Annotated in this window: 17 protein-coding genes; 6 read left to right on the top strand and 11 right to left on the bottom strand. The window is 72.5% G+C overall.

Annotated features, from left to right (window positions below):
- Positions 1-35 precede the first annotated feature (35 nt).
- Positions 36-1,016, top strand: a complete 981-nt coding sequence (locus NITAL_RS20420) for an ABC transporter ATP-binding protein (protein WP_083441822.1) — start codon at positions 36-38, stop codon at positions 1,014-1,016.
- Positions 1,013-2,224 (top strand): ABC transporter permease, encoded by a 1,212-nt coding sequence (locus NITAL_RS20415; RefSeq protein WP_052668140.1) that lies wholly within the window; start codon positions 1,013-1,015, stop codon positions 2,222-2,224. Before NITAL_RS20420 ends, NITAL_RS20415 begins: the two co-directional genes overlap by 4 nt.
- Positions 2,225-2,227: 3 nt before the next feature.
- Here the strand turns inward: NITAL_RS20415 and NITAL_RS20410 are convergent, their stop codons facing one another.
- The gene (locus NITAL_RS20410; protein ID WP_052668139.1) at positions 2,228-3,016 is read right to left on the bottom strand and encodes an enoyl-CoA hydratase/isomerase family protein; all 789 of its coding nucleotides are present in this window, start codon (positions 3,014-3,016) and stop codon (positions 2,228-2,230) included.
- 977 nt (positions 3,017-3,993) lie between these two features.
- Between NITAL_RS20410 and NITAL_RS20400 the strand changes: the two genes are divergently transcribed.
- On the top strand, positions 3,994-4,446 hold the full coding sequence (locus tag NITAL_RS20400; RefSeq protein WP_052668135.1) for a hypothetical protein: 453 nt from the start codon (positions 3,994-3,996) through the stop codon (positions 4,444-4,446).
- A gap of 47 nt (positions 4,447-4,493) precedes the next feature.
- On the opposite strand, the gene NITAL_RS20395 is transcribed toward NITAL_RS20400, so the two are convergent.
- The 9 genes from NITAL_RS20395 to NITAL_RS20355 form a co-directional block, all read right to left on the bottom strand.
- Positions 4,494-5,420 carry a GNAT family N-acetyltransferase gene (locus NITAL_RS20395; protein WP_157041993.1) on the bottom strand — a complete coding sequence of 309 codons (927 nt, stop codon included), beginning with the start codon at positions 5,418-5,420 and terminating at the stop codon, positions 4,494-4,496.
- Positions 5,421-5,545: 125 nt separating this feature from the next.
- On the bottom strand, positions 5,546-6,469 hold the full coding sequence (locus tag NITAL_RS20390) for a DUF389 domain-containing protein (protein WP_052668132.1): 924 nt from the start codon (positions 6,467-6,469) through the stop codon (positions 5,546-5,548).
- Between the two features lie 227 nt (positions 6,470-6,696).
- Positions 6,697-7,266 carry a cupin domain-containing protein gene (locus NITAL_RS20385; protein ID WP_052668131.1) on the bottom strand — a complete coding sequence of 190 codons (570 nt, stop codon included), beginning with the start codon at positions 7,264-7,266 and terminating at the stop codon, positions 6,697-6,699.
- 64 nt (positions 7,267-7,330) lie between these two features.
- Entirely contained in the window at positions 7,331-8,713 is a 1,383-nt protein-coding gene (locus NITAL_RS20380) for an FAD-binding oxidoreductase (RefSeq protein ID WP_052668129.1), read from the bottom strand.
- 93 nt (positions 8,714-8,806) lie between these two features.
- Positions 8,807-10,222 (bottom strand): hypothetical protein, encoded by a 1,416-nt coding sequence (locus NITAL_RS20375; protein ID WP_052668127.1) that lies wholly within the window; start codon positions 10,220-10,222, stop codon positions 8,807-8,809.
- On the bottom strand, positions 10,219-13,542 hold the full coding sequence (locus NITAL_RS20370; RefSeq protein ID WP_052668125.1) for an ATP-binding protein: 3,324 nt from the start codon (positions 13,540-13,542) through the stop codon (positions 10,219-10,221). The genes NITAL_RS20375 and NITAL_RS20370 overlap by 4 nt, the downstream gene beginning before the upstream one ends.
- A 63-nt stretch (positions 13,543-13,605) precedes the next feature.
- The gene (locus NITAL_RS20365) at positions 13,606-14,037 is read right to left on the bottom strand and encodes an NUDIX domain-containing protein (protein WP_052668123.1); all 432 of its coding nucleotides are present in this window, start codon (positions 14,035-14,037) and stop codon (positions 13,606-13,608) included.
- Positions 14,038-14,386: 349 nt separating this feature from the next.
- Positions 14,387-14,851: a DUF4399 domain-containing protein gene (locus NITAL_RS20360; RefSeq protein ID WP_052668121.1), complete on the bottom strand. Its 465-nt coding sequence runs from the start codon at positions 14,849-14,851 to the stop codon at positions 14,387-14,389.
- 98 nt (positions 14,852-14,949) lie between these two features.
- Entirely contained in the window at positions 14,950-15,555 is a 606-nt protein-coding gene (locus NITAL_RS20355) for a DUF2867 domain-containing protein (RefSeq protein ID WP_052668120.1), read from the bottom strand.
- A 68-nt stretch (positions 15,556-15,623) separates the two neighbouring features.
- On the opposite strand from NITAL_RS20355, the gene NITAL_RS20350 reads away from it, so the two are divergent.
- The 3 genes from NITAL_RS20350 to NITAL_RS20340 all read left to right on the top strand — a co-directional run bounded on the left by NITAL_RS20350 (position 15,624) and on the right by NITAL_RS20340 (position 17,128).
- Positions 15,624-16,193 (top strand): hypothetical protein, encoded by a 570-nt coding sequence (locus NITAL_RS20350; protein WP_052668117.1) that lies wholly within the window; start codon positions 15,624-15,626, stop codon positions 16,191-16,193.
- A 96-nt stretch (positions 16,194-16,289) separates the two neighbouring features.
- Positions 16,290-16,868, top strand: coding sequence for a TetR family transcriptional regulator (locus NITAL_RS20345; RefSeq protein ID WP_052668115.1), 579 nt, complete (start codon positions 16,290-16,292; stop codon positions 16,866-16,868).
- A 62-nt stretch (positions 16,869-16,930) separates the two neighbouring features.
- Complete coding sequence (locus NITAL_RS20340) at positions 16,931-17,128, top strand: SPOR domain-containing protein (RefSeq protein WP_211262548.1); 198 nt, start codon at positions 16,931-16,933, stop codon at positions 17,126-17,128.
- Positions 17,129-17,173: 45 nt separating this feature from the next.
- Here the strand turns inward: NITAL_RS20340 and NITAL_RS20335 are convergent, their stop codons facing one another.
- Positions 17,174-17,380, bottom strand: a complete 207-nt coding sequence (locus NITAL_RS20335; RefSeq protein WP_052668112.1) for a hypothetical protein — start codon at positions 17,378-17,380, stop codon at positions 17,174-17,176.
- Positions 17,381-17,473 lie beyond the last annotated feature (93 nt).

The raw sequence follows: 17,473 nt of genomic DNA, 5'->3' as shown, positions 1-17,473 counted from the left end.
CCCGGTCCTCCCCAACCTCCCACCCGTGAGCGTCCGTGCTCGAGCTGGACAGCCTGCACCGACGGTTCGCCGCGCCCCGACCGGAGGCGCCAGCGGCCGTCGTCCGTGCGCTCGACGGCCTGTCGTTCACGGTGGCGCGTGGTGAGCTGTGCGGGTTCCTCGGTCCGAACGGCGCCGGCAAGACCACGGCGATGCGGGCCGTGGTCGGCGTGACGCGCCTCGACGCGGGGCAGGTGCGGTGGGACGGTGTGCCCATCGGGTCGGACGTCCGTGGCCGGACCGGCTACCTGCCCGAGGAACGGGGCCTGTACCCCAAGATGCGGGTGGCCGAGCACCTGATCTACCTCGCCCGGCTGCACGGCATCTCCCGGGAGGGCGCTGTCCGCAGGACCGAGGCGCTGCTCGAGGAGCTGGGCCTCGCGGAGCGGGCCGGCCACCATGTCCAGGCCCTCAGCCTCGGGAACCAGCAGCGGGTCCAGCTCGCGGCGGCGCTGGTCCACGACCCCGAGCTGCTCGTGCTCGACGAACCCTTCTCGGGCCTCGATCCGCTCGCGGTCGACACGATGTCGGCGATGCTGCAGGCCCGCGCGGATGCGGGCGCTGCCGTGATGTTCAGCTCGCACCAGCTCGACCTGGTCGAGGACCTGTGCCGGACCGTCGCCATCATCGCCGAGGGCCGCACGGTGCTGGCCGGCGAGGTCGCCTCGCTGCGGGCGGCGGGGATCCGGCGCGTCCACCTGGCGGTCGAAGGTGGCGCCGACTGGGCGCACGCACCGACCCCGGGCGCGCGGCTCGTCCACGCCGCGGGGGACGAGGCCACGTTCGCGCTCACGCCCGACGCCGACCCGGGGGCGCTCATCGCCCTCGCACAACGGGCCGGCCGCATCACCAAGGTGTCGCTGGAGGAGCCGCGGTTGTCGCAGCTGTTCCGCGACGCCGTCGGTGGTGCCAACGGCGGCGTGAGCGGCGACGGGGCCGGTCGCCCCACGGTGCCGCCTCCTGGAGCGGTCCGATGATCCGGTGGCGCACGGTCGTGCTCGTGGCGGGACGTGAGGTCCGTCAGCGCCTGCGTTCGCGGGCCTTCCTCGTGGTCACGGGGCTGTTCGCCGTCCTCATCGCCATCGGCGCGGCCGTGCCGGCGGTCGTCGGCGACCGGTTCGCCGCCGTCGACGAGCTCGGTGGGGACGCGCCGACCATCGGCATCATCGGCCAGGTCGACGAGGCCACGATCGCCGCTCTCACCGCGACCTTCGGGGCGCCGCCCGACCGGGTTCGTGTCCCCGACGAAGCCGCGGCGGCCACCATGCTCGAACACGGTTCGCTCGCCTTCGTGCTCGCCGACGGCGGGACCCGCATCCTCGCAGCAGGGTCGGCCGGACCGTTCGGGTCGCCGGTGCCCGCCGGCGTGCCCGAGGCGCTCGGCGCGGCTCGAGCGCTGAATGCCAGCGGCCTCGCCCCCGATCAGGTGACCGACGTCCTCGGTGCACCGCCGGTCGAGGTCGAGGTCGTCATCACCGGCACCGGCGTGGACCCCCAGACCGCAGCGGGTCGCTTCGCCGTGGCGTACGCCGGAGCGGTGCTGCTGTACTTCGTGCTGATCTTCTTCGCCAACCTCATCGTCACCGGCGTCATCGAGGAGAAGAGCTCCCGGGTGGTGGAGCTGCTGCTGCCGGCCGTCCCCGCCCGCCAACTGATGGGGGGCAAGGTCCTCGGCCTCGGCACGCTCGGCACGCTGCAGGCGGCCACGATGATCACCCCGGGCCTCGTGATCCTGACCACGCTCGGCCGTGACAACATCCCACCACGTCTCGGGGTGTCAGCCGCGTCGGTCCTGGTCGCGTTCGTGCTCGGCTACGGGCTGTACGCGGGGGTCACCGCCGGGCTGTCGGCGCTGGTGTCACGCGTGGAGGACTCGCAGGTGGCGCTGTTCCCGCTGTACGCGCTGCTCATCGGCGCGTTCGCCACGACCTTCCCGGTCCTCGGTTCGCCGGACTCGACGCTGGCGCAGGTGGCGACGTTCGTGCCGTTCACCGCCCCGTTCGTGGTCCCGGCCCGGATCGCCCTCGTCGACCTGCCGCTCTGGCAGGCGGCGATCTCGGGGGTCCTCGTGATCGTCACGGCGGTGCTGCTGACCCTGCTGGCGGCGCGGCTGTACGAGGGGTCCATCCTGCGTGCCGGAGCACGCGTGTCGCTGCGCAGTGCGTGGCGGGGTGCCCGCGAGTGACCGTCAGCGTCCGGGGAAGTCCGGCGCGCGACGCTCCCGCCCCGCGGCCAGTCCCTCGACGAGATCCTGGCTGCCGTAGTTGACCGCCTGCGCCGCTGCCTCGCGGTCGAGGGCGGCATCGAGGTCGGCTGGCAGCGTGGCCAGGGTGGTCTTGAGCTGGCGAACCACCACCGGTGAGGCGCCGGCGATCTCGGTGGCGAGCGCGAGCGCCGCGGGCAGCACCTCGTCGGCCGGTCGTGCCTCGAGCGCCAGCCCGGCGGCCGCAGCCTCCTCGCCGCCGAACAGGCGGCCGGTGTAGAGCCACAGCTTGGCCTGTTGGTCGCTGAGGGTCCGGGGCAGCAGCCAGGATCCTCCCATCCCCGGGTGGAGGCCGAGACGGGCGAAGTTCAGCCCGACCTTGGCCTCGGAGGCGACCAGGCGCAGGTCGCAGGCCAGCGCGACGCACAGGCCCGCACCGACCGCGTGCCCGTTGATCGCGGCGATGACCGGCTGCGGCAGGTCCCGCACCGCCAGGAACCGCCGGTAGAAGGCGCGCATGTGGTCGGCGGCGTCGAACCCTTCGTCGCGGGTCCGGCGGCCGAGGTCCTCGAGCATCGCCAAGTCGCCACCGGCCGAGAAGGCGGGGGGCGCGCCCGTGAGCACCACGGCGCGCACGTCGGTGTCGTCGGCGAGCTCGGCGCAGCGGGCCGTCAGGTCGTCGCCCATGGCCTCCGTCATGGCGTTGCGACGCTCGGGGTCGTCGAGGGTGAGGACGGCGACGCCATCGTCGGTGCGTTCGAGCTGGACCGGCACGGGGGCTCCCGGGTCGAGGACGCGGTGAGCCTAGAGCGCGCGGCGGGCACTCCCGTCCGCTCGCGCCGCCGTCACCGGCCGGACGCGTTCGTGTCACCCCGGCGAGAGGTGACCGCGTCAGCCTGCCCGGTGACGGCCGCTGGGCGCCGTCGCCCGTCACGGGGTCCGCTCGGCGATGCTCGAACGTCGCTTCTTCGCGACCAACCTCGAGGGGCTGCGTGTGGACGCCGCCGCGAACGGCGTTCGGATGGGCCGCACGCTGGGCCACCGATCGGGCCCCATCGCGATCGACATCGACGTGGACCGCGGCCCACGCTTCACCGGTACGCACCTGGTGGCGCAGGTGCTGACCACCGGGTCCCCGCGGCCGCGGGTCCTGGCGGTCGAGACCATCCGCGTGCCCGGTCCGGGTGGGCAGCTGCCGCGGCTGGTGGTCGACGTGGACGCGGCGGAGGTCCCGTGGCTGGTGCTGCGGTTGTCGGACACGAGCCTGCCGGCGGACGGCCGGGCCGACGAGGTCTACGTCGGCTTCGGCGCGGCGATCGCCCACGCCTCGCCGTGGTTCGTCGATCCCGACCTCGCCGAGCCGGCGGCGACCCCCGCCGCCGGTGAGCTGCCGGACGCTGCCGCGGCACCGCCGGAACCGGCTCGGCCGAGGATCGACACGACGGCAGGTCGCGTCGCGCAGGCCGGCCGCGCCGGGCATGGCGCGGACGCATCGCGGAGGTCGGCGTCCTGGCTGCCGGCGCCGGGGTCCCCGACCGTGGGCCGCTGCCGGTCACCGGCGGTGGCGCGATGGGCGCCGGCGGGGGTGCTGTTGGCTGCGGCCGCGAGCCTCCTCGCGCTCCGCCGCCGCGTCCCGCACGACCACGAGACCCCGGAGGCCCGACCGGGCGGGTGCGGGTCCGTTCGTGACCTCCGTGCACGGCGCGGGCGCGGCGCACTAGCGTCGGGGTCGTGCCGTGACGGGGGAGTGAGTGGACGATCAGCCGGCGTTCAGTGCGGTGGTGTCCGCACGGCTCGACCCCGTGCTCGGGCCGCGTGGCTTCCCGTACGCCGCCCGCGAGAACGGCGTGTCGGCGCCGGGAGCGTCGCCCGTCCAGAACCCGGACTCGGTGCTGTTCCACTGCGACGGTGTCGATGCGGTCGATGCACTGATGACCCGCTACCCGGGGTGGGCGGCGCCCCTGCGCGCGAGCTACGGGGACGAGGAGATCCTCTGCCTCGACCTGTGGGTGCTGCAGGAGCGTGGATCGCGGTCGTGGAGCTTCGAGATCTTCGAGGACGACGTGATCAGCGTCGCTGGTCACCACGCGCAGGCGCGACTCGAGGAGCTGCAAGCCGGTCCGGTCGAGGCGTGGGTCGACCAGTTGGCCCACATGCTCGACGGGTACTTCTCCAGCCTCGAGGGCCTGGGGCGAGGCGGATAGGGGAGGTGGCCCCCTTCGGGCACGAGGGTGGCATGCCGGCCCGTTCGTCAGGCGCCGGGCTGGTAGGTGTGCATCCGTTGGGTCGGGACGAACCCGACGTCGGGGTAGAGGGTGGACGACGCGGGGTTGTCGTCCTCCCAGCTGATCCGGATCCGTTCGGCGCCGAGGGCGACGAGGCGGTGGATGCCGGCGGTCAGCAGGTGGCGGGCCAGACCGCGACGCTGGTGGTCCTCCTCGGTGCGCATCGGCTCCACGAGGCCCACCTGCGTCACCGGGTCGAACCAGAGGAGCGCGTAGGCGGCGACCTCGTCCTCCTCGGTGACGGCCACGAGATCGAGGTCGGGTCGGTAGAGCGCGGTCCCCTGGAGGCGGGCCTCGACGTCCGGACCGTTGCGAGCGACGAACGGGTGCGGGCCGTTCGGTCGGTCGGCTCGGCTCCGCAGCCGGTAGCCGTCCGCCAGGGGTGACACGGGCGGCGCGGCCGCAGCGTCCATCCAACCGCTGACGCCGGTGTCCTCGACGAGGACCCAACCCGCCTCGGCGAGCAGGGAGGCGCCCCGCGGGTCGTCGTCGGCGCACCAGACGAAGACGCCGTCCTCGCCGGCGGCCAGGTCGAACGCTGCGGCCCAGACCTGGGCGACGTCGTCGTCGGTGAGCGACGGTGGGACGTGGACGTCCACCCCGAGGCCATCCGACCACCGTGTCGCGGTCACAGCGGCGAGGGGGTCTGCCGCGTCGAACCAGACCGGCTGCGGCTGCTGGTCGGTCGGTCGGGGCTGTCGCGTCCACCACTGCAGGTCCGACGCCTCGAAGTTCCCGGCGGTCGGGTGCTCGTTCCGGCGCCGTTGCAGGACGGTCGAGACCGCCTCGAGCCGTTCACGTCCGGTCAGCAGCCGCGGCGCGCCGAGCGAGCTCGCCGCGGAGCCACCGGAGCCAGCCGCTCCGGCGCGGTCGCCGTCGGTCGGTCGGGTCATCATCGCGTCCTCATCCTCGACCGCGGGATGATGGCATCGCCCCGTGAACCGCCGCGCCGTTCATCCGTGGAGCGCGCAGCCCGGCCGGTCACGCTGCTGGATCGACGGCTCGCCCTGTGCTGCGATCACGCCGAGGAGCGTCGGCGGTCGCGTCGGCGTTTGAAGAGGAACACCGCGGTCGTCCCGGCGAGGACGAGGACGATCTCGGCGAGAAAACGGAGACCGGCGCTGGCCGCCAGCGTCGGGTCGCCCGCGACGAGCGCCATCGGCACCATCGTGGCGGTGGGGACCAGCGCGAGGGCGACCATGACGCCGGCGGTCAGGACCGTCCGGTTGAGGGAGATGAGGATGCCGCCACAGACCGCGGCCGCGCCCCCGACCACCAGACCGCCCCACGTGATCGTGGTCCAGTAGTCGATGAGGCTGCCTGCGGCCAGGTAGCTGTCCTCGCCGCCGTGCTGCACCCCTGCGCCGAACGCGCCACCGATCAGCGCTGCCGCGGTGGCTCCGACAAGGAGCGCACCGTAGGCCCGAGCGGTGTCGATGAGACCGCCCTTCCACGCGCCCGAGCTGTTGATGACCCCCAGCACGAACCGGGCGAACGGTTGGAACCCGGGGGCGATGACCATGGCGCCGATCACCACGTGCAACGCCCCGGTGAGGATGCCGACACCCGCCACCACGCCGGCGATCAGCATCACCACGGTCCGGTCCAGGGTCATCGTGCTGTCCTCGCCGATGGACAGCTCGAGCTCCTCCCAGGTCGTCGCGCCGATCTCGCGTGTCAGCGCGCGGTGCGAGGGAGCCACGACGCTCAAGGGGACGGAGGTGGACATCGAGACGCCGTCGGTCTCGCCGAGGCCGTAGCGGTCGGCGATCCGCATCACCTCGCCGAGCTGCTCGTTGCGGACCTCGAGGGTGACCACGTCGCCGCGTGGGATCAGGGACGCGCCCCGCTGGAGGCGTACCGCCAGGGGTTCGAGCGCGGACAGGTCCGCGACGAACTCGTCGGTGCGGGTCGCTGGCACGGTCAGGTCGATGATCCTCACGGGTCCCTCGCTCCGTCGGCAGAGAGGAGCCCCGGGTGGCGAGCCGGGGCCAGCGGTCATCGTCGAGGCCGCGACCTGCCGGCCCGAACGTCACCGCAGGGTGGCGACACGTCGACGTCCTGCCGGCGGATCCGCTGGCTGCACGGTCACCGCCGCGCGCCGTCCGGACCCGTCCATGGCAGCAGCCCCGCAGCCGGTCGCCGCGGGGCCGCCGGTCGTGCCGTGCCCTAGCAGTCCGCCGGCGCGACGTGCTCGGTCGCGGGCTGTCCGGGTGGCACGCCGAAGAACGTGGCGACCACGACGGTCTCGTTCTCGGCGCTCGGGTTGACGGCGGTGTGCACGTTGCCCTGCCCCGGGTCGACCCACACCTCTCCGGCCCGGTAGGTGCGCGCGACGCAGTCGCTGGCGTTGGTGACCTCGAGTTCGCCCTCGACGATGCTCACCACCACCGGACCGGGGTGGGTGTGCCAGCCCGAGGTGCCCTCCGGATCCCACGTGACCCGCGCGACGACGACGTTGCCTGCGTCGGACAGCCTCGCCACGGTCGCACCCTGGTTGGCGCCGGGCTCGTCGTAACGGAACCGCAGCTGTAGGGCCACGTCGTCCACGAACCCGGCGGGCGGTGCCAGCAGGGTCGGGTGGAACCCATCCGGTGCGTCGAGATGCTCGTGGCCCGAGGCCGACACTCCCGCCGTCCCACCGGAGACGAGGAGGGTCCCGGCCAGCGCGAGCAGCACGAGGACGCCGAGCCGCGCGCGCCACCTGATGTTCGATCCACGTTCGAGTTCGGTGCTCATCTGTTGCTCCTCTCGGTCGCTTCGTCGGTGTCCGCCACCCCGCCCCCGCTCGTGGGCGCCGGTCTCAGCTCGTCGATGCCGCGATGTTCTGGTTGAGGTGGAAGAGGTTGTGGGGGTCGTAGGTCGCCTTGACCGCGGTCAGCCGGTCGAAGTTGGCGCCGTAGTTGGCACGGATGCGGCCCTGGTCGTCGCCGGCCATGAAGTTGATGTAGCCGCCTTCCTCGGAGTGGGGAGCGACGGCCTCGTAGTAGTCGCGGACCCATCGGGTGTTGGCCTCGTTGTCATCCGGGTCGGGCCACATGCCGGCGATGACCGTCGCGTAGCGCGCGTCGCGGTGGGCGAAGGCGGTCGCGTCGGCAGGGATGTGGTGGACCGCCCCATCGATGGGGTAGATGTGCATCGTCGAGTGCACCGATGGCACCAGCGGTCCGTGTCGGAGGTGCGCCTCGACGGCGGCCGGGGTGAGTTCCCGGACGAAGTTGGCCTTCCAGTAGTGCTGCAACCCCTCCGGGTACAGCCCGTCGAAGGCCGAGTTGAGTGCCGGGTAAGGCATCGGACCCACGTGGTGGGCGACCACGGGGCCGGCGTCCTCCAGCAGCGGCGCGAGCGCCGGTTCGCCCTTCTCGACCGGGCCGGCCCAGCAGGTCACGATCCCGCACATCGTCTCGGCGTGCCGATCCTCGGGGATGAACGGCAGCGGTGGTGCGATCTGGAACATGAAGAACGCGCCCAGCTCCTCGGGGGCGTCGGCGATGAAGTCGTCGAAGAACTCGAGCACCTGGCCGGCGTGGTCCAACGGGTAGAGGATCGGCCCGCCGTAGATCGTCTCGACCGGGTGCAGGCGGAACTTCAGGGAGGTGACCACCCCGAAGTTGCCGCCCCCGCCGCGCAGCGCCCAGAACAGGTCGGGGTGCTCGTCGTTGCTGGCGGTGAGCAGCTCGCCGTCGGCGGTGACGACGTCGGCGGACAGCAGGTTGTCGCACGACAGGCCGCAACCTCGTGCGAGGTGGCCGATGCCGCCACCGAGGGTCAGCCCGCCCACCCCGGTGGTCGACACGACACCGCCGGTGGTCGCGAGGCCGAAGCCGTGGGTGGCGTGGTCCACCGCGCCCCACGTGCAACCGCCCTCGACACGGGCGGTGCGTCGTCGGGGGTCGACCCGCACGCCGTTCATCGCGGACAGGTCGACGACGAGCGCATGGTCGCCGGTCCCGAAGCCCGGCACGCTGTGGCCACCGCCGCGGACGGCGAGGTCGTGCCCGCTGTGGCGGGCGGCGTCGACGACGGTGCGGACGTCGGTGACGTCGACACAGCGCACGACCGCCCGGGGGCGGCGGTCGATCATGCCGTTGTGGACCCGTCTCGCCTGCTCGTACCCGTCATCGGCCGGGGTGATGACCGCGCCCCGGACGCGCTCGCGTAGGGTCGAGATCGTGGTGTCGCTCACGGTGGCTGCTCCTCGTCGGTCGGTCGGGACCACGCTCCGCGTCCCCTGCGTAGTGGGCGCGTAACCGGCGCTGAAGGATGGGAGGAGCCGTCGTCAGGCCGTCGCCGTCGCCCCCACGGTCTGCGGGAGCAGGCGCTCGAGGTTGGACGTCGCCGCCTCGGCGAACTCGAACAGGCGCATCAACGCCGACCGCATCAGCGGTTCGTGTGCGTGATCGCCGATGCCGCCCGAGAGGTTGAGTCGGGACGCCTCCACCCAGGCGCCGAGGTCCTCGTCCGCGCGCCACCGCGCTTCGGAACGCAGCCCCTGGAGGGTCCACCGCACCCAATCGGCCGGGTGGTCGACGTAGGGGTTGGGCTCGCAGAGCCGGTTCTTCTCGGCGTCGTCGTCCCGGGTCGCTTCGAGGTGGCCGATGAGGGCGGCGTTGATCGCCGGCTGGTTCTGCCGCACCTGCTGCATCGTGATCCGTCCGGCCCCGAAGATCGGGCGGGAGGGCGCCAGCCGCAGGCCGGTGGCCGTGCAGTCCACGTGGACCTGCCCGCTGTCGGTGGGGATCGACCCGTGGTCCAGCACGATCTCCTTGGACCGCAGGTGCACGACCCGGCCCTTGCGCACCACGTGGGTGATGCTGCGCAGATCCGCCAGTTCAGCCTGGCTCAGCGAGGGCGTGTGGAACATCGTCGGCTCGACGGTCTCGTCGAGCCGCACGAGCTGTCCGCTGGCCTCCAGGCGGCGGAAGAGATCGTCGAGGTCGACCGCTGCGGCGGCGGCCTCCAGCTCGCGCGCCTGGCCTTCGACGAACGTGGCCACCTGGTCCAGCGGCTGGTAGTAGGCCCGGTCGAGGATCCACGGGTCGCGCGGCCGGACCCAGCGGATGCGGTCCGGGTCGACGCCCTCGTCGAGCAGCCACTGACAGGTGTCCATCGCGGTCTTCCCGGCCCCGAGGACGGTGAAGCCCGTTGCCGGCTCGTGCAGGTCGACCAGACCGGTCGGTGTCACCACCCGGATCCCGGGGTCGGTTCCGAAGTTCGGGGTGTGGTGCGAAGGGATCGCTGACTCGAGGTAGGTGGCGTCCACGAGGCGCCGGCGCACCCGCACCGTGGTCGCCTCCCCGGTGAGGCGCGAGACGACGTGGTGTCCGTCGGCGTCCGAGCCGCGGTGGTCGTGCAGGCCCAGGAACCGGACCTGGCCCGAGGCCAGCAACCGTTCCTCGAGCACCCGACGGAAGTACGCGCGGAGCTCGTGGCCGGTCGCGCGCTCGTAGAGCCCGGCGTTGGGGCCGTGCTCGTCGATGGTGTCACGGCCCAGGGGGAGGGAGTTGACCCCGTAGTTGGCAGAAGGCATGTGCAGGCGCACGAACGGGTAGGCGTCGTTCCAGTGGCCGCCGGGTTGGTGGCGTCGGTCCACCAGCACGACGTCGGCGTCGGAGTCGCAGATCAGCGAGTCGACGAACCCCGTGCCGGTCAGTCCAGCGCCGATGACCAGGTAGTCGGTCTCGATGACGTTCATGGGTGGTGCCCCTCTCCGGTGGGTGGAGCACCACGGTGGGTGACCGTCGCGTAGCTGGCGCTGAAACGGTTCCCCCCGTCCTCGGTTCCGGGCTGCAGGCGGGCACAGTGGTCCAGGCCCATGCGCTCCCCGATGGCAGCGAAGACCGCGCGGGCCTCCTCCACGTGGCGGGCGGCGGCGGCCACGTCCCCGCTGCGCTGGGCGATCTCGGCGAGCATCACCGCGGCCCAGGCCTCAGGGCGGCGACCGCCGGGTGAGGCACGCAGTTCGCTGACCTGTTCGAGCAGCGGCCGCGCCACCTCCGGGTCGTCGGCGCGCAGCGCGGCCACCCCCAGGTTGAGCAGCGTCCCCGCCGTTCCGAAGCCATCCTCGGTGCGTTCGAACAGCTCCAGCGCCCGCCGCAGGTGGCGCTGGGCCGCCCCATCGTCGCCCTCGGCGGCGGCCGCGAGGCCGAGCGCTCCCAGCGTCACGCCCGTCGCACGCCGGTCACCCAGGCGGGCGCGCACGCGCAGGCTGCGCTCGAGGTGCCGTCGGGCGGACGCGTGGTCGCCCGCGAGACGGTGGAGGCTGCCGAGCAGGTTGTCCGCGAGCGCGGCGCCGTAGTCCCAACCCGCCGCGACGAAGCCCGCGGCACCGTCTGCCGCGTACCGGAAGGCGGCGTCGAGGTCGCCGTCGGCCCGGGCCGCCCAGGCCTGGCTGAAACGCACGAAGGCGGCGGCCGGGGGCAGGTCGAGCCGGTGGCCCATCACCAGCGTCTCCTCGAACACCAGACGTGGTGCGGAGCCGTCCCACTCGACCGAGAAGCCGATCGAGATGGCCGGGAAGAACCCGCGCTGCCAGGGGGCGAGGGTGGCGAGCAGGCTGCTGCACCTCTCGAGGTGTTCCCGCGCCTCGGCGGCGCGGCCCTGGCTGAGCGCCATCATCGCGTGCGTGTGGGTGACCGCCGCGAGGACGTGGTCGGCTCCGAGTCGGCGCGCGAGTTCGTCGGCACGTTGGAGCAGATCGGAGGCCTCCTCGACGTTGTGAGCCACCCACAGGGTCGTCGCGGCGAGGTTGAGCGCCTGGGCGAGCTCCACCTCGTCGCCGAGCCCGCGGTGGATGGCGACCACCTCCCGCGCGGCGCCCTCGAGGCGCTCGGCTCGGGCGGCGTACCGCATGTCGAGGACCGTGACGGCGATGAGCCCGCGGGCACGTAGGGCGGTCGGGGCGGGACACGCGGTGAGCGCGGCGTCGAGCCAGCGGCGACCCTCGGCGAAGTGGCCCCTGGCGAGCCAGAACCGCCACAGGCTCGTGGCCAGGTGCAGCGCGGTGTCGGGCTCGTCGGCCAGCGCCGAGCGCAGCGCCGCACGGAGGTTGTCGTGCTCGCTGTCGAAGCCCAGCAGCGCCTCCTGCCCCGCGGCCGGATCCCGTTCGGGATCGTGGGCCGTCGCCCAGTCCCGGTACCAGTCACGGTGGTGCTGCTCGATCCCGGCACGTTCGCCGGCCGCATCGAGCCTGGCGTTCGCGTACTGACGCACCGTCTCCAGCAGGCGACAGCGGGTCACCTCCCCACGGGTCTCGGTCGACACCAGCGACTGCTCCACCAGCCGGGCGAGCAGGTCGAGGACCTGCGTGCGGTCCAGCGGCTCGACCCCACAGACGTGCTCTGCGGCCTCCGGTGGGAAGCTGCCGGCGAACACCGCCAGGCGGCGGAAGACGATCCGCTCGTCCTCGTCGAGCAGGTCGTGGCTCCAGTCCATGGTGGCCCGCAGCGTCCGCTGCCGGGACAGCCCGGCACGGCTGCCTCCGAGCAGCTCGAGCGCCTGGCCGAGACGCTCCAGGATCTGGGCGGGGGTGAGCATGCGGACCCTGGCGGCTGCCAGCTCGAGAGCCAGCGGCAGGCCGTCGAGGCGGACGCACAGCCGCGCCACGGTGGGCGCGTTGCGTGCGGTCAGCGTGAAGGACGGGTCCGCGGCCGCGGCGCGCTCGCAGAACAGCTGCACCGCGGCCTGTCTGCCGAGTCGGGTGTGGTCGGGCAGGCGGTGGAGGTCCGGCAACGCCAGCGAGGGCACGCGCCAGGCGACCTCCCCCTCGACGCGCAGGGCCTCGCGGCTGGTGGCCAGCACGGTCACGTTCGGGCACGAGCGCAGCACCGCTGCGACCAGCTCGGCACACGCGGTGACGAGGTGCTCGCAGTTGTCGAGCACCAGCAGCAGCCGACGGGTGGCGAGCTGTTCGACGACCGTTGGGAGCGCGGGGCCGCGCTCGGGCTGCTCGAGTCCGAGCGCCTCGGCGACCGCCAGGGGGACGGCGGCGGGATCCGACGTCGGGGCGAGGTCGACGAGCCAGACCCCGTGGTCGAGGGTGCCGAGCTGCCGTCTGGCGGCCTCCACCGCCAGGCGGGTCTTGCCGGCGCCCCCCACGCCGGTCAGCGTCAGCAGCCGGCTGGAAGCGAGCAGTCGGTCGACCTCACCGAGTTCACGGTCACGACCCACGAAGCTCGACGCGGGGACCGGCAGGTTGTCGGTCGGCCCGGTGTCGGTGTCCTCGGTCCGGTCGTCGTGGTCGGCGGCGGTCGGCTCCTCGAGCGAGCTCGCCAGCAGCCGGCGGTACAGCCGGCGGGTCTCGGGGTCGGGGTCGGCCGCCAGGTCCCGTTGCAGCGCGTGCCGCAGGGTCTCGTACTCCGCCAGCGCCTCCTGGCGGCGTCCGGTGCCCGCGAGCAGCTGCATGAGGGCGCGGCGGGCGGGCTCGTGCAGCTCGTCGTGGACGAGCAGGGTCCGTAACGTGTCGATCGCGGCCGAGATCTGGCCCCGGTCGTGGTACATCCGCGCGAGGGAGAGCAGCAGCGCAGCGTGCTGGTCCCGAAGCGCCTGACGCCGCGCGTGCGTCCAGTCCTCGTAGCGGTCCTCGGGGAGCAGCTCGCCGGTGTACAGCGCGGCGGCGACCCGGTGGTCGTCGAGGCCACCGCTCTCGGTCGCGCGCTCGGCCGCCGCGGTGAACGCCTCGACGTCCACCTCCACGGTGACGTCCTCGCCGAGGGACACGACACCATCGCGAAGCCGGAGGGCTTCCCGGCCATCGAGGTCGACCGAGGCGAGTGCGACCCGCGCCGCCCGCAGCGTCTGGTGGAAGTTGTTGCGCACGGCGACGGCGTCGCGGTCGGGCCACAGCGTCTCGCCGAGCTGCTCCCACGGCAGCCGGTGGCGGGGGGCGAGCGCGAGCAGCTTGACCAGCGACCTCGCCTTGCGCAGCCGCCACGTCTGGTCGGCGATCTCGCGTCCACCCGCGGTCACCGCGAAGCCACCGAGCAGCGAGATGTGCAGGTGCTCGCGTGCCTCCATGAGGCACCCCCAGGTCCCTCTCCACGCTAACGGTCACCTTCGACCGGGTCCACACCGGGACCGTCACCCACCGCGAGCAGGGTCGGCCACGAGTGCACGCTCCAGGATCGCGAGGTACCCCGGGTGGGCGAGCGGCAGCGTGCGGGTGTCGGCGAGCGAGAACCAGGCGATCGCATCGTGTTCCTCGGGAGCCCGGTTCACCGGTTCGCCCACCCAGTCCTCGATGATCCAGGCCCGCAGCCTGAAGTCATCGCCGTCGAGCTCGAGGTGGTGCCGCCGGGGCGGCCGGACGATCGAGATCGCGAGCTCCTCGTCGAGCTCGCGTCGCAGCGCCTCGACGGGCTCCTCGCCCCCGTGCAGGTGCCCGCCGGGTAGATCCCAAAAGTCCGGATACCAGCGGCGGGTGGCACGGCGGTGGCACAGCAGCACCCGCTCGTCGCGGTGCAGGATCCCGGCGACCACCTCGTGGAGGGGAGCGTGCGCGACGTCGTTCACGGCTTCTTCGTCCGTTCCCGGTGGACAGGGACGCTACCGACCTGGCCAGCCGTCTGGTCAACGAGAGGACCGGAGGGACACGCCCAGTGTTCTTACCGCTGGGCGCGACAGGTCGCGCACGCCATCGCAGAGGCACCCCGGGATGCCGTTCCGTGCCGGACAGTTCCCGTGGCTCGCGATCGACCAGAAGCCGTGGGACATCGACGTGGTTCGTCGACGGCGTGGGCCACCCCGACAACATCATCACGCGCGACGAACTCGAAGCGCTACCAGGGGCGGAACGTTTCGACCTGCCTGAACGCCGGGCAACCCACGGTGTGCGGTCGGTCCCGGCGGTCGCTCGGTCAGCTCACTCGACGGTCACGGTGATGGTCTCGGTCTCCCCGAACGCTCGGTGAACCCCGTCGGCGAGTTGGACGCACAGCTCGTAGGTGCCCGGTTCGAGCTCGATCGACCGCGAGTCGGAGCCATCACCGAGGTGGAAACGGCCCTCGGCCTCATCCTCGTCGCTCGGACCCGGGATGATGTCACCGGTCTCGTAGCAGCCGATGTCGGCCGTCACGTGCAGGTGGGCTTCGCCGGCGGCCGGGTCACCGACCTCGGTCAGGGTCACGTTCTCGGCGTCGAGTTCGACGGTGAACGGCGAGTCGACGGTGTCGCCGTCCTCCGGTGAGACGAACGATGCCGCAGCGTCGTCGGGCTGATCCTCGATCGCGTACTCGTCGGCGACGGGTTCCTCGTCCGGGGCGTCGTCGCCGTTGCAGGCGCTCAGCAGCAGTGCCGACGCGGCGAGCAGGGCAGTCGTGCGGACCATGGCGCTCTCCCTTCGTGGTAGGTGGCGGCAGTCTCGCCAGCAGGGCGTGACCGCCCGGTGCCAGGGTACGACGCCGGCCGAGTGTTCCACCCGCGGACCTACGCCTCGCCCCCTGGGACGAGAACGGCGCGATCCCGCCAGGCACGCTCCCACCTGCGCGTCAGCGCCGGGTAGACGATCAGGTACCGGAACGGCTTGATCGCCGCCATGTAGATCCGTCCGAACAGGCCGTTGGGCTTGACCAGGGCGGCCATCCGTAGCTCGTACTCGCCGTCTCCGGTCGGTACCCAGCCGAGGTGCAGGAGGTCGTGCACGGTCCTGTTGGCCAACTCCTGGACGCACTCGTTCGGTAGCTGGTAGACGGGTGTGAAGGGGACGTTGGGGTCCTTGCGGCCGGTCGGGGCATCGCGCAGGTCGGCAGGCAGCCGCTCCCGCAGCGACGGGACCCTGCTGCCGACCGCCTGCTCGGAGTCGTCCCAACCGAAGAGGGCGCCGAGCCTCCAGCGCACCGCGAACAGCAGCCGGGTCAGCACGTCCACGCGCCCGGGCTCGTTGGACGCCATCAGCGCGGCGATCATCGTCGGGAAGTCGTGGGGTCCGGCGCCGGGCGTGCGGTACGCCCAGACATCCTCGATCCGGAAGTCCGGTGCGATGTCGTGGATCCGCCACGGCTGCTGGGTGTGGGCTTCGTTCGGGATCCTCACGGCTGTCGTGCTCCTCTCGTGCCAGGGTTATACGGTAGCGTATACAGCGAGCTCGCAGGGAGGACACCGTGACGACACGTTCGGGGACACCGGCGGACGGTGTGCTGCCACACGCCATGGACGCGGTCATCCCCCGCTGGGATCGCCGGGAACGCCACCGGCTGCCGGTCAGGGCCGATCCGCACGCCGTGCTCCGGGCGGCCGAGGAGCTCACCTGGGGGGAGGTGCCGACCTTCCGCCGCACCATGGTCACCGTGGGTCTGGGACGCACCCACCTCCCACCGAGCCACCGGGTGCTGAGCCTGTTCCTGGACAACGGCTTCGAGGTGCTGCACCGCTCGGACCGGCAGTTAGTGATCGGCGGCATCGAACGGATCTCGCGCCAACAGCCGGTCGTGGCCATGGGTGCGGATCCCGCCACGGAGTTCCGGTCCTTCGACCTTCCCTCGCACATCCTCATCGCGTTCGACTTCCGTCACGTCGACGGCGTGCTGACCACCGAGACGCGGGTGCGCTGCACCGACGACAGGACACGCCGTATCTTCGGCGCCTACTGGTTCGTCATCCGCCCGGGCAGTGGAGCCATCCGGCACGTCTGGCTCCGCGGCATCCGCCGACGCGTCGAGCGCGGTGCCTGAGGCGTCCGCGGTGGACGGTCGGTGCTGGAACACCCCGTACGTTGCACCTCTCGTGCGACACCGCGCGAGGGGAGACAGCGAGGTTGGGCGCGCGGCATGGGTGCACTACGGACACCACGGGAGACGTGGATCGACCAGGGGTTGCAGGCCCTCGCGGCCGGCGGCGTGGCCGCCGTGCGGGTCGAAGCGCTCGCCAAGGGACTCGGCGTCACCAAGGGCGGGTTCTACGGGTACTTCGCCGACCGGGACGCCTTGCTGGAGGCGATGCTGGATGCCTGGGAACGCGAGAGCGTCGACGAGGTCCTGGACCGCGTCGCGCAGGCGGACCTCGACGCCAGGGAGAAGGTGCGGTTGGCGGGGCGGCTCACCTTCCCCGAAGGTCGACTGCTCGAGGTCGACCTGGCCGTCCGTGATTGGGCACGACGCGACGAGCGTGTCGCCGAACGGCTCCGGAGGGTCGACAACGCTCGGATGCGGCTCGCGCGCGAGATGATCGGCACGTTCTGCTCCGATCCGGACGAGGTCGAAGCCCGCAGCCTGCTCGCCTTCTGTCTCGCGATCGGCCGCCACTTCCTGGCCGCCGACCACCCGGGCCGCAGCGCCGCCGAGGTCCGTGCCCGCGCCGCCGACCTGATCCTCGACGTGCGGCGCGGCGAGGGCCATCGCGACCGGTGACCATCGGTAGCGTGCACGGCACCGAGGAGGATCGCGTGTCGGATCGGGACCGTTGGGTACGGGTGGGTTCCTTCAGGGGCAGGATCGAGGCGGAGACGGCCCGGAGCGCGCTGATCTCGCGGGGCATCGAGTCCCGGCTCGTCGGGGATGACGGCGGAGGGACCGGCTTCCCCCTGTCCCTCGAGCACCAGGGCATGGAGGTCCATGTCGCGCCGGGCGATCTCGGGCTCGCTCGTCAGCTGCTGGACCTGGACGAGTGATCCTCGGACGCCGGGCCCACGCGGTCACCGGCGGGGGAGCGGTGGCTACGTCGACGGATCCTCGTGGGACATCGCCTCGAGGTGCTCGATGCGGGCTTCGAGGGCGCGACGACGGTCCGTTGTCCGCTTGGCCCAGACGAGCAAGCCCACCAGGGCAACGACCAACCCGACGAGGATGACGAGTGACACCGCTCCCCAGACCGCCTCGGGCATGCCTGGGCGCAAGCGGTCATCAGCCTGCGCGATCAGCATCCGTCCCCGCCCTGTCGCTCAGCAAGGAAGCTACACCAGGCTGCGCGGGACAGGACGGGCCACGATCGAGCGCCGCCCGTTGGGACCGCGACC

Source organism: Nitriliruptor alkaliphilus DSM 45188 (assembly GCF_000969705.1).
Classification (GTDB): domain Bacteria; phylum Actinomycetota; class Nitriliruptoria; order Nitriliruptorales; family Nitriliruptoraceae; genus Nitriliruptor; species Nitriliruptor alkaliphilus.
The sequence above is the reverse complement of the archived record's forward strand: the minus strand, read 5'-3'. Positions and strand labels throughout refer to the sequence as shown.

Excerpts from the sequence above, each read along its gene's own strand:
- NITAL_RS20415 (WP_052668140.1), top strand. The coding sequence starts at position 1,013 with ATGATCCGGTGGCGCACGGTCGTGCTCGTGGCGGGACGTGAGGTCCGT.
- NITAL_RS20375 (WP_052668127.1), bottom strand. The coding sequence starts at position 10,222 with ATGAACGTCATCGAGACCGACTACCTGGTCATCGGCGCTGGACTGACC.
- NITAL_RS20370 (WP_052668125.1), bottom strand. The coding sequence starts at position 13,542 with ATGGAGGCACGCGAGCACCTGCACATCTCGCTGCTCGGTGGCTTCGCG.
- NITAL_RS20395 (WP_157041993.1), bottom strand. The coding sequence starts at position 5,420 with ATGACCCGACCGACCGACGGCGACCGCGCCGGAGCGGCTGGCTCCGGT.
- NITAL_RS20345 (WP_052668115.1), top strand. The coding sequence starts at position 16,290 with ATGGGTGCACTACGGACACCACGGGAGACGTGGATCGACCAGGGGTTG.
- NITAL_RS20335 (WP_052668112.1), bottom strand. The coding sequence starts at position 17,380 with ATGCTGATCGCGCAGGCTGATGACCGCTTGCGCCCAGGCATGCCCGAG.
- NITAL_RS20385 (WP_052668131.1), bottom strand. The coding sequence starts at position 7,266 with ATGAGCACCGAACTCGAACGTGGATCGAACATCAGGTGGCGCGCGCGG.
- NITAL_RS20360 (WP_052668121.1), bottom strand. The coding sequence starts at position 14,851 with ATGGTCCGCACGACTGCCCTGCTCGCCGCGTCGGCACTGCTGCTGAGC.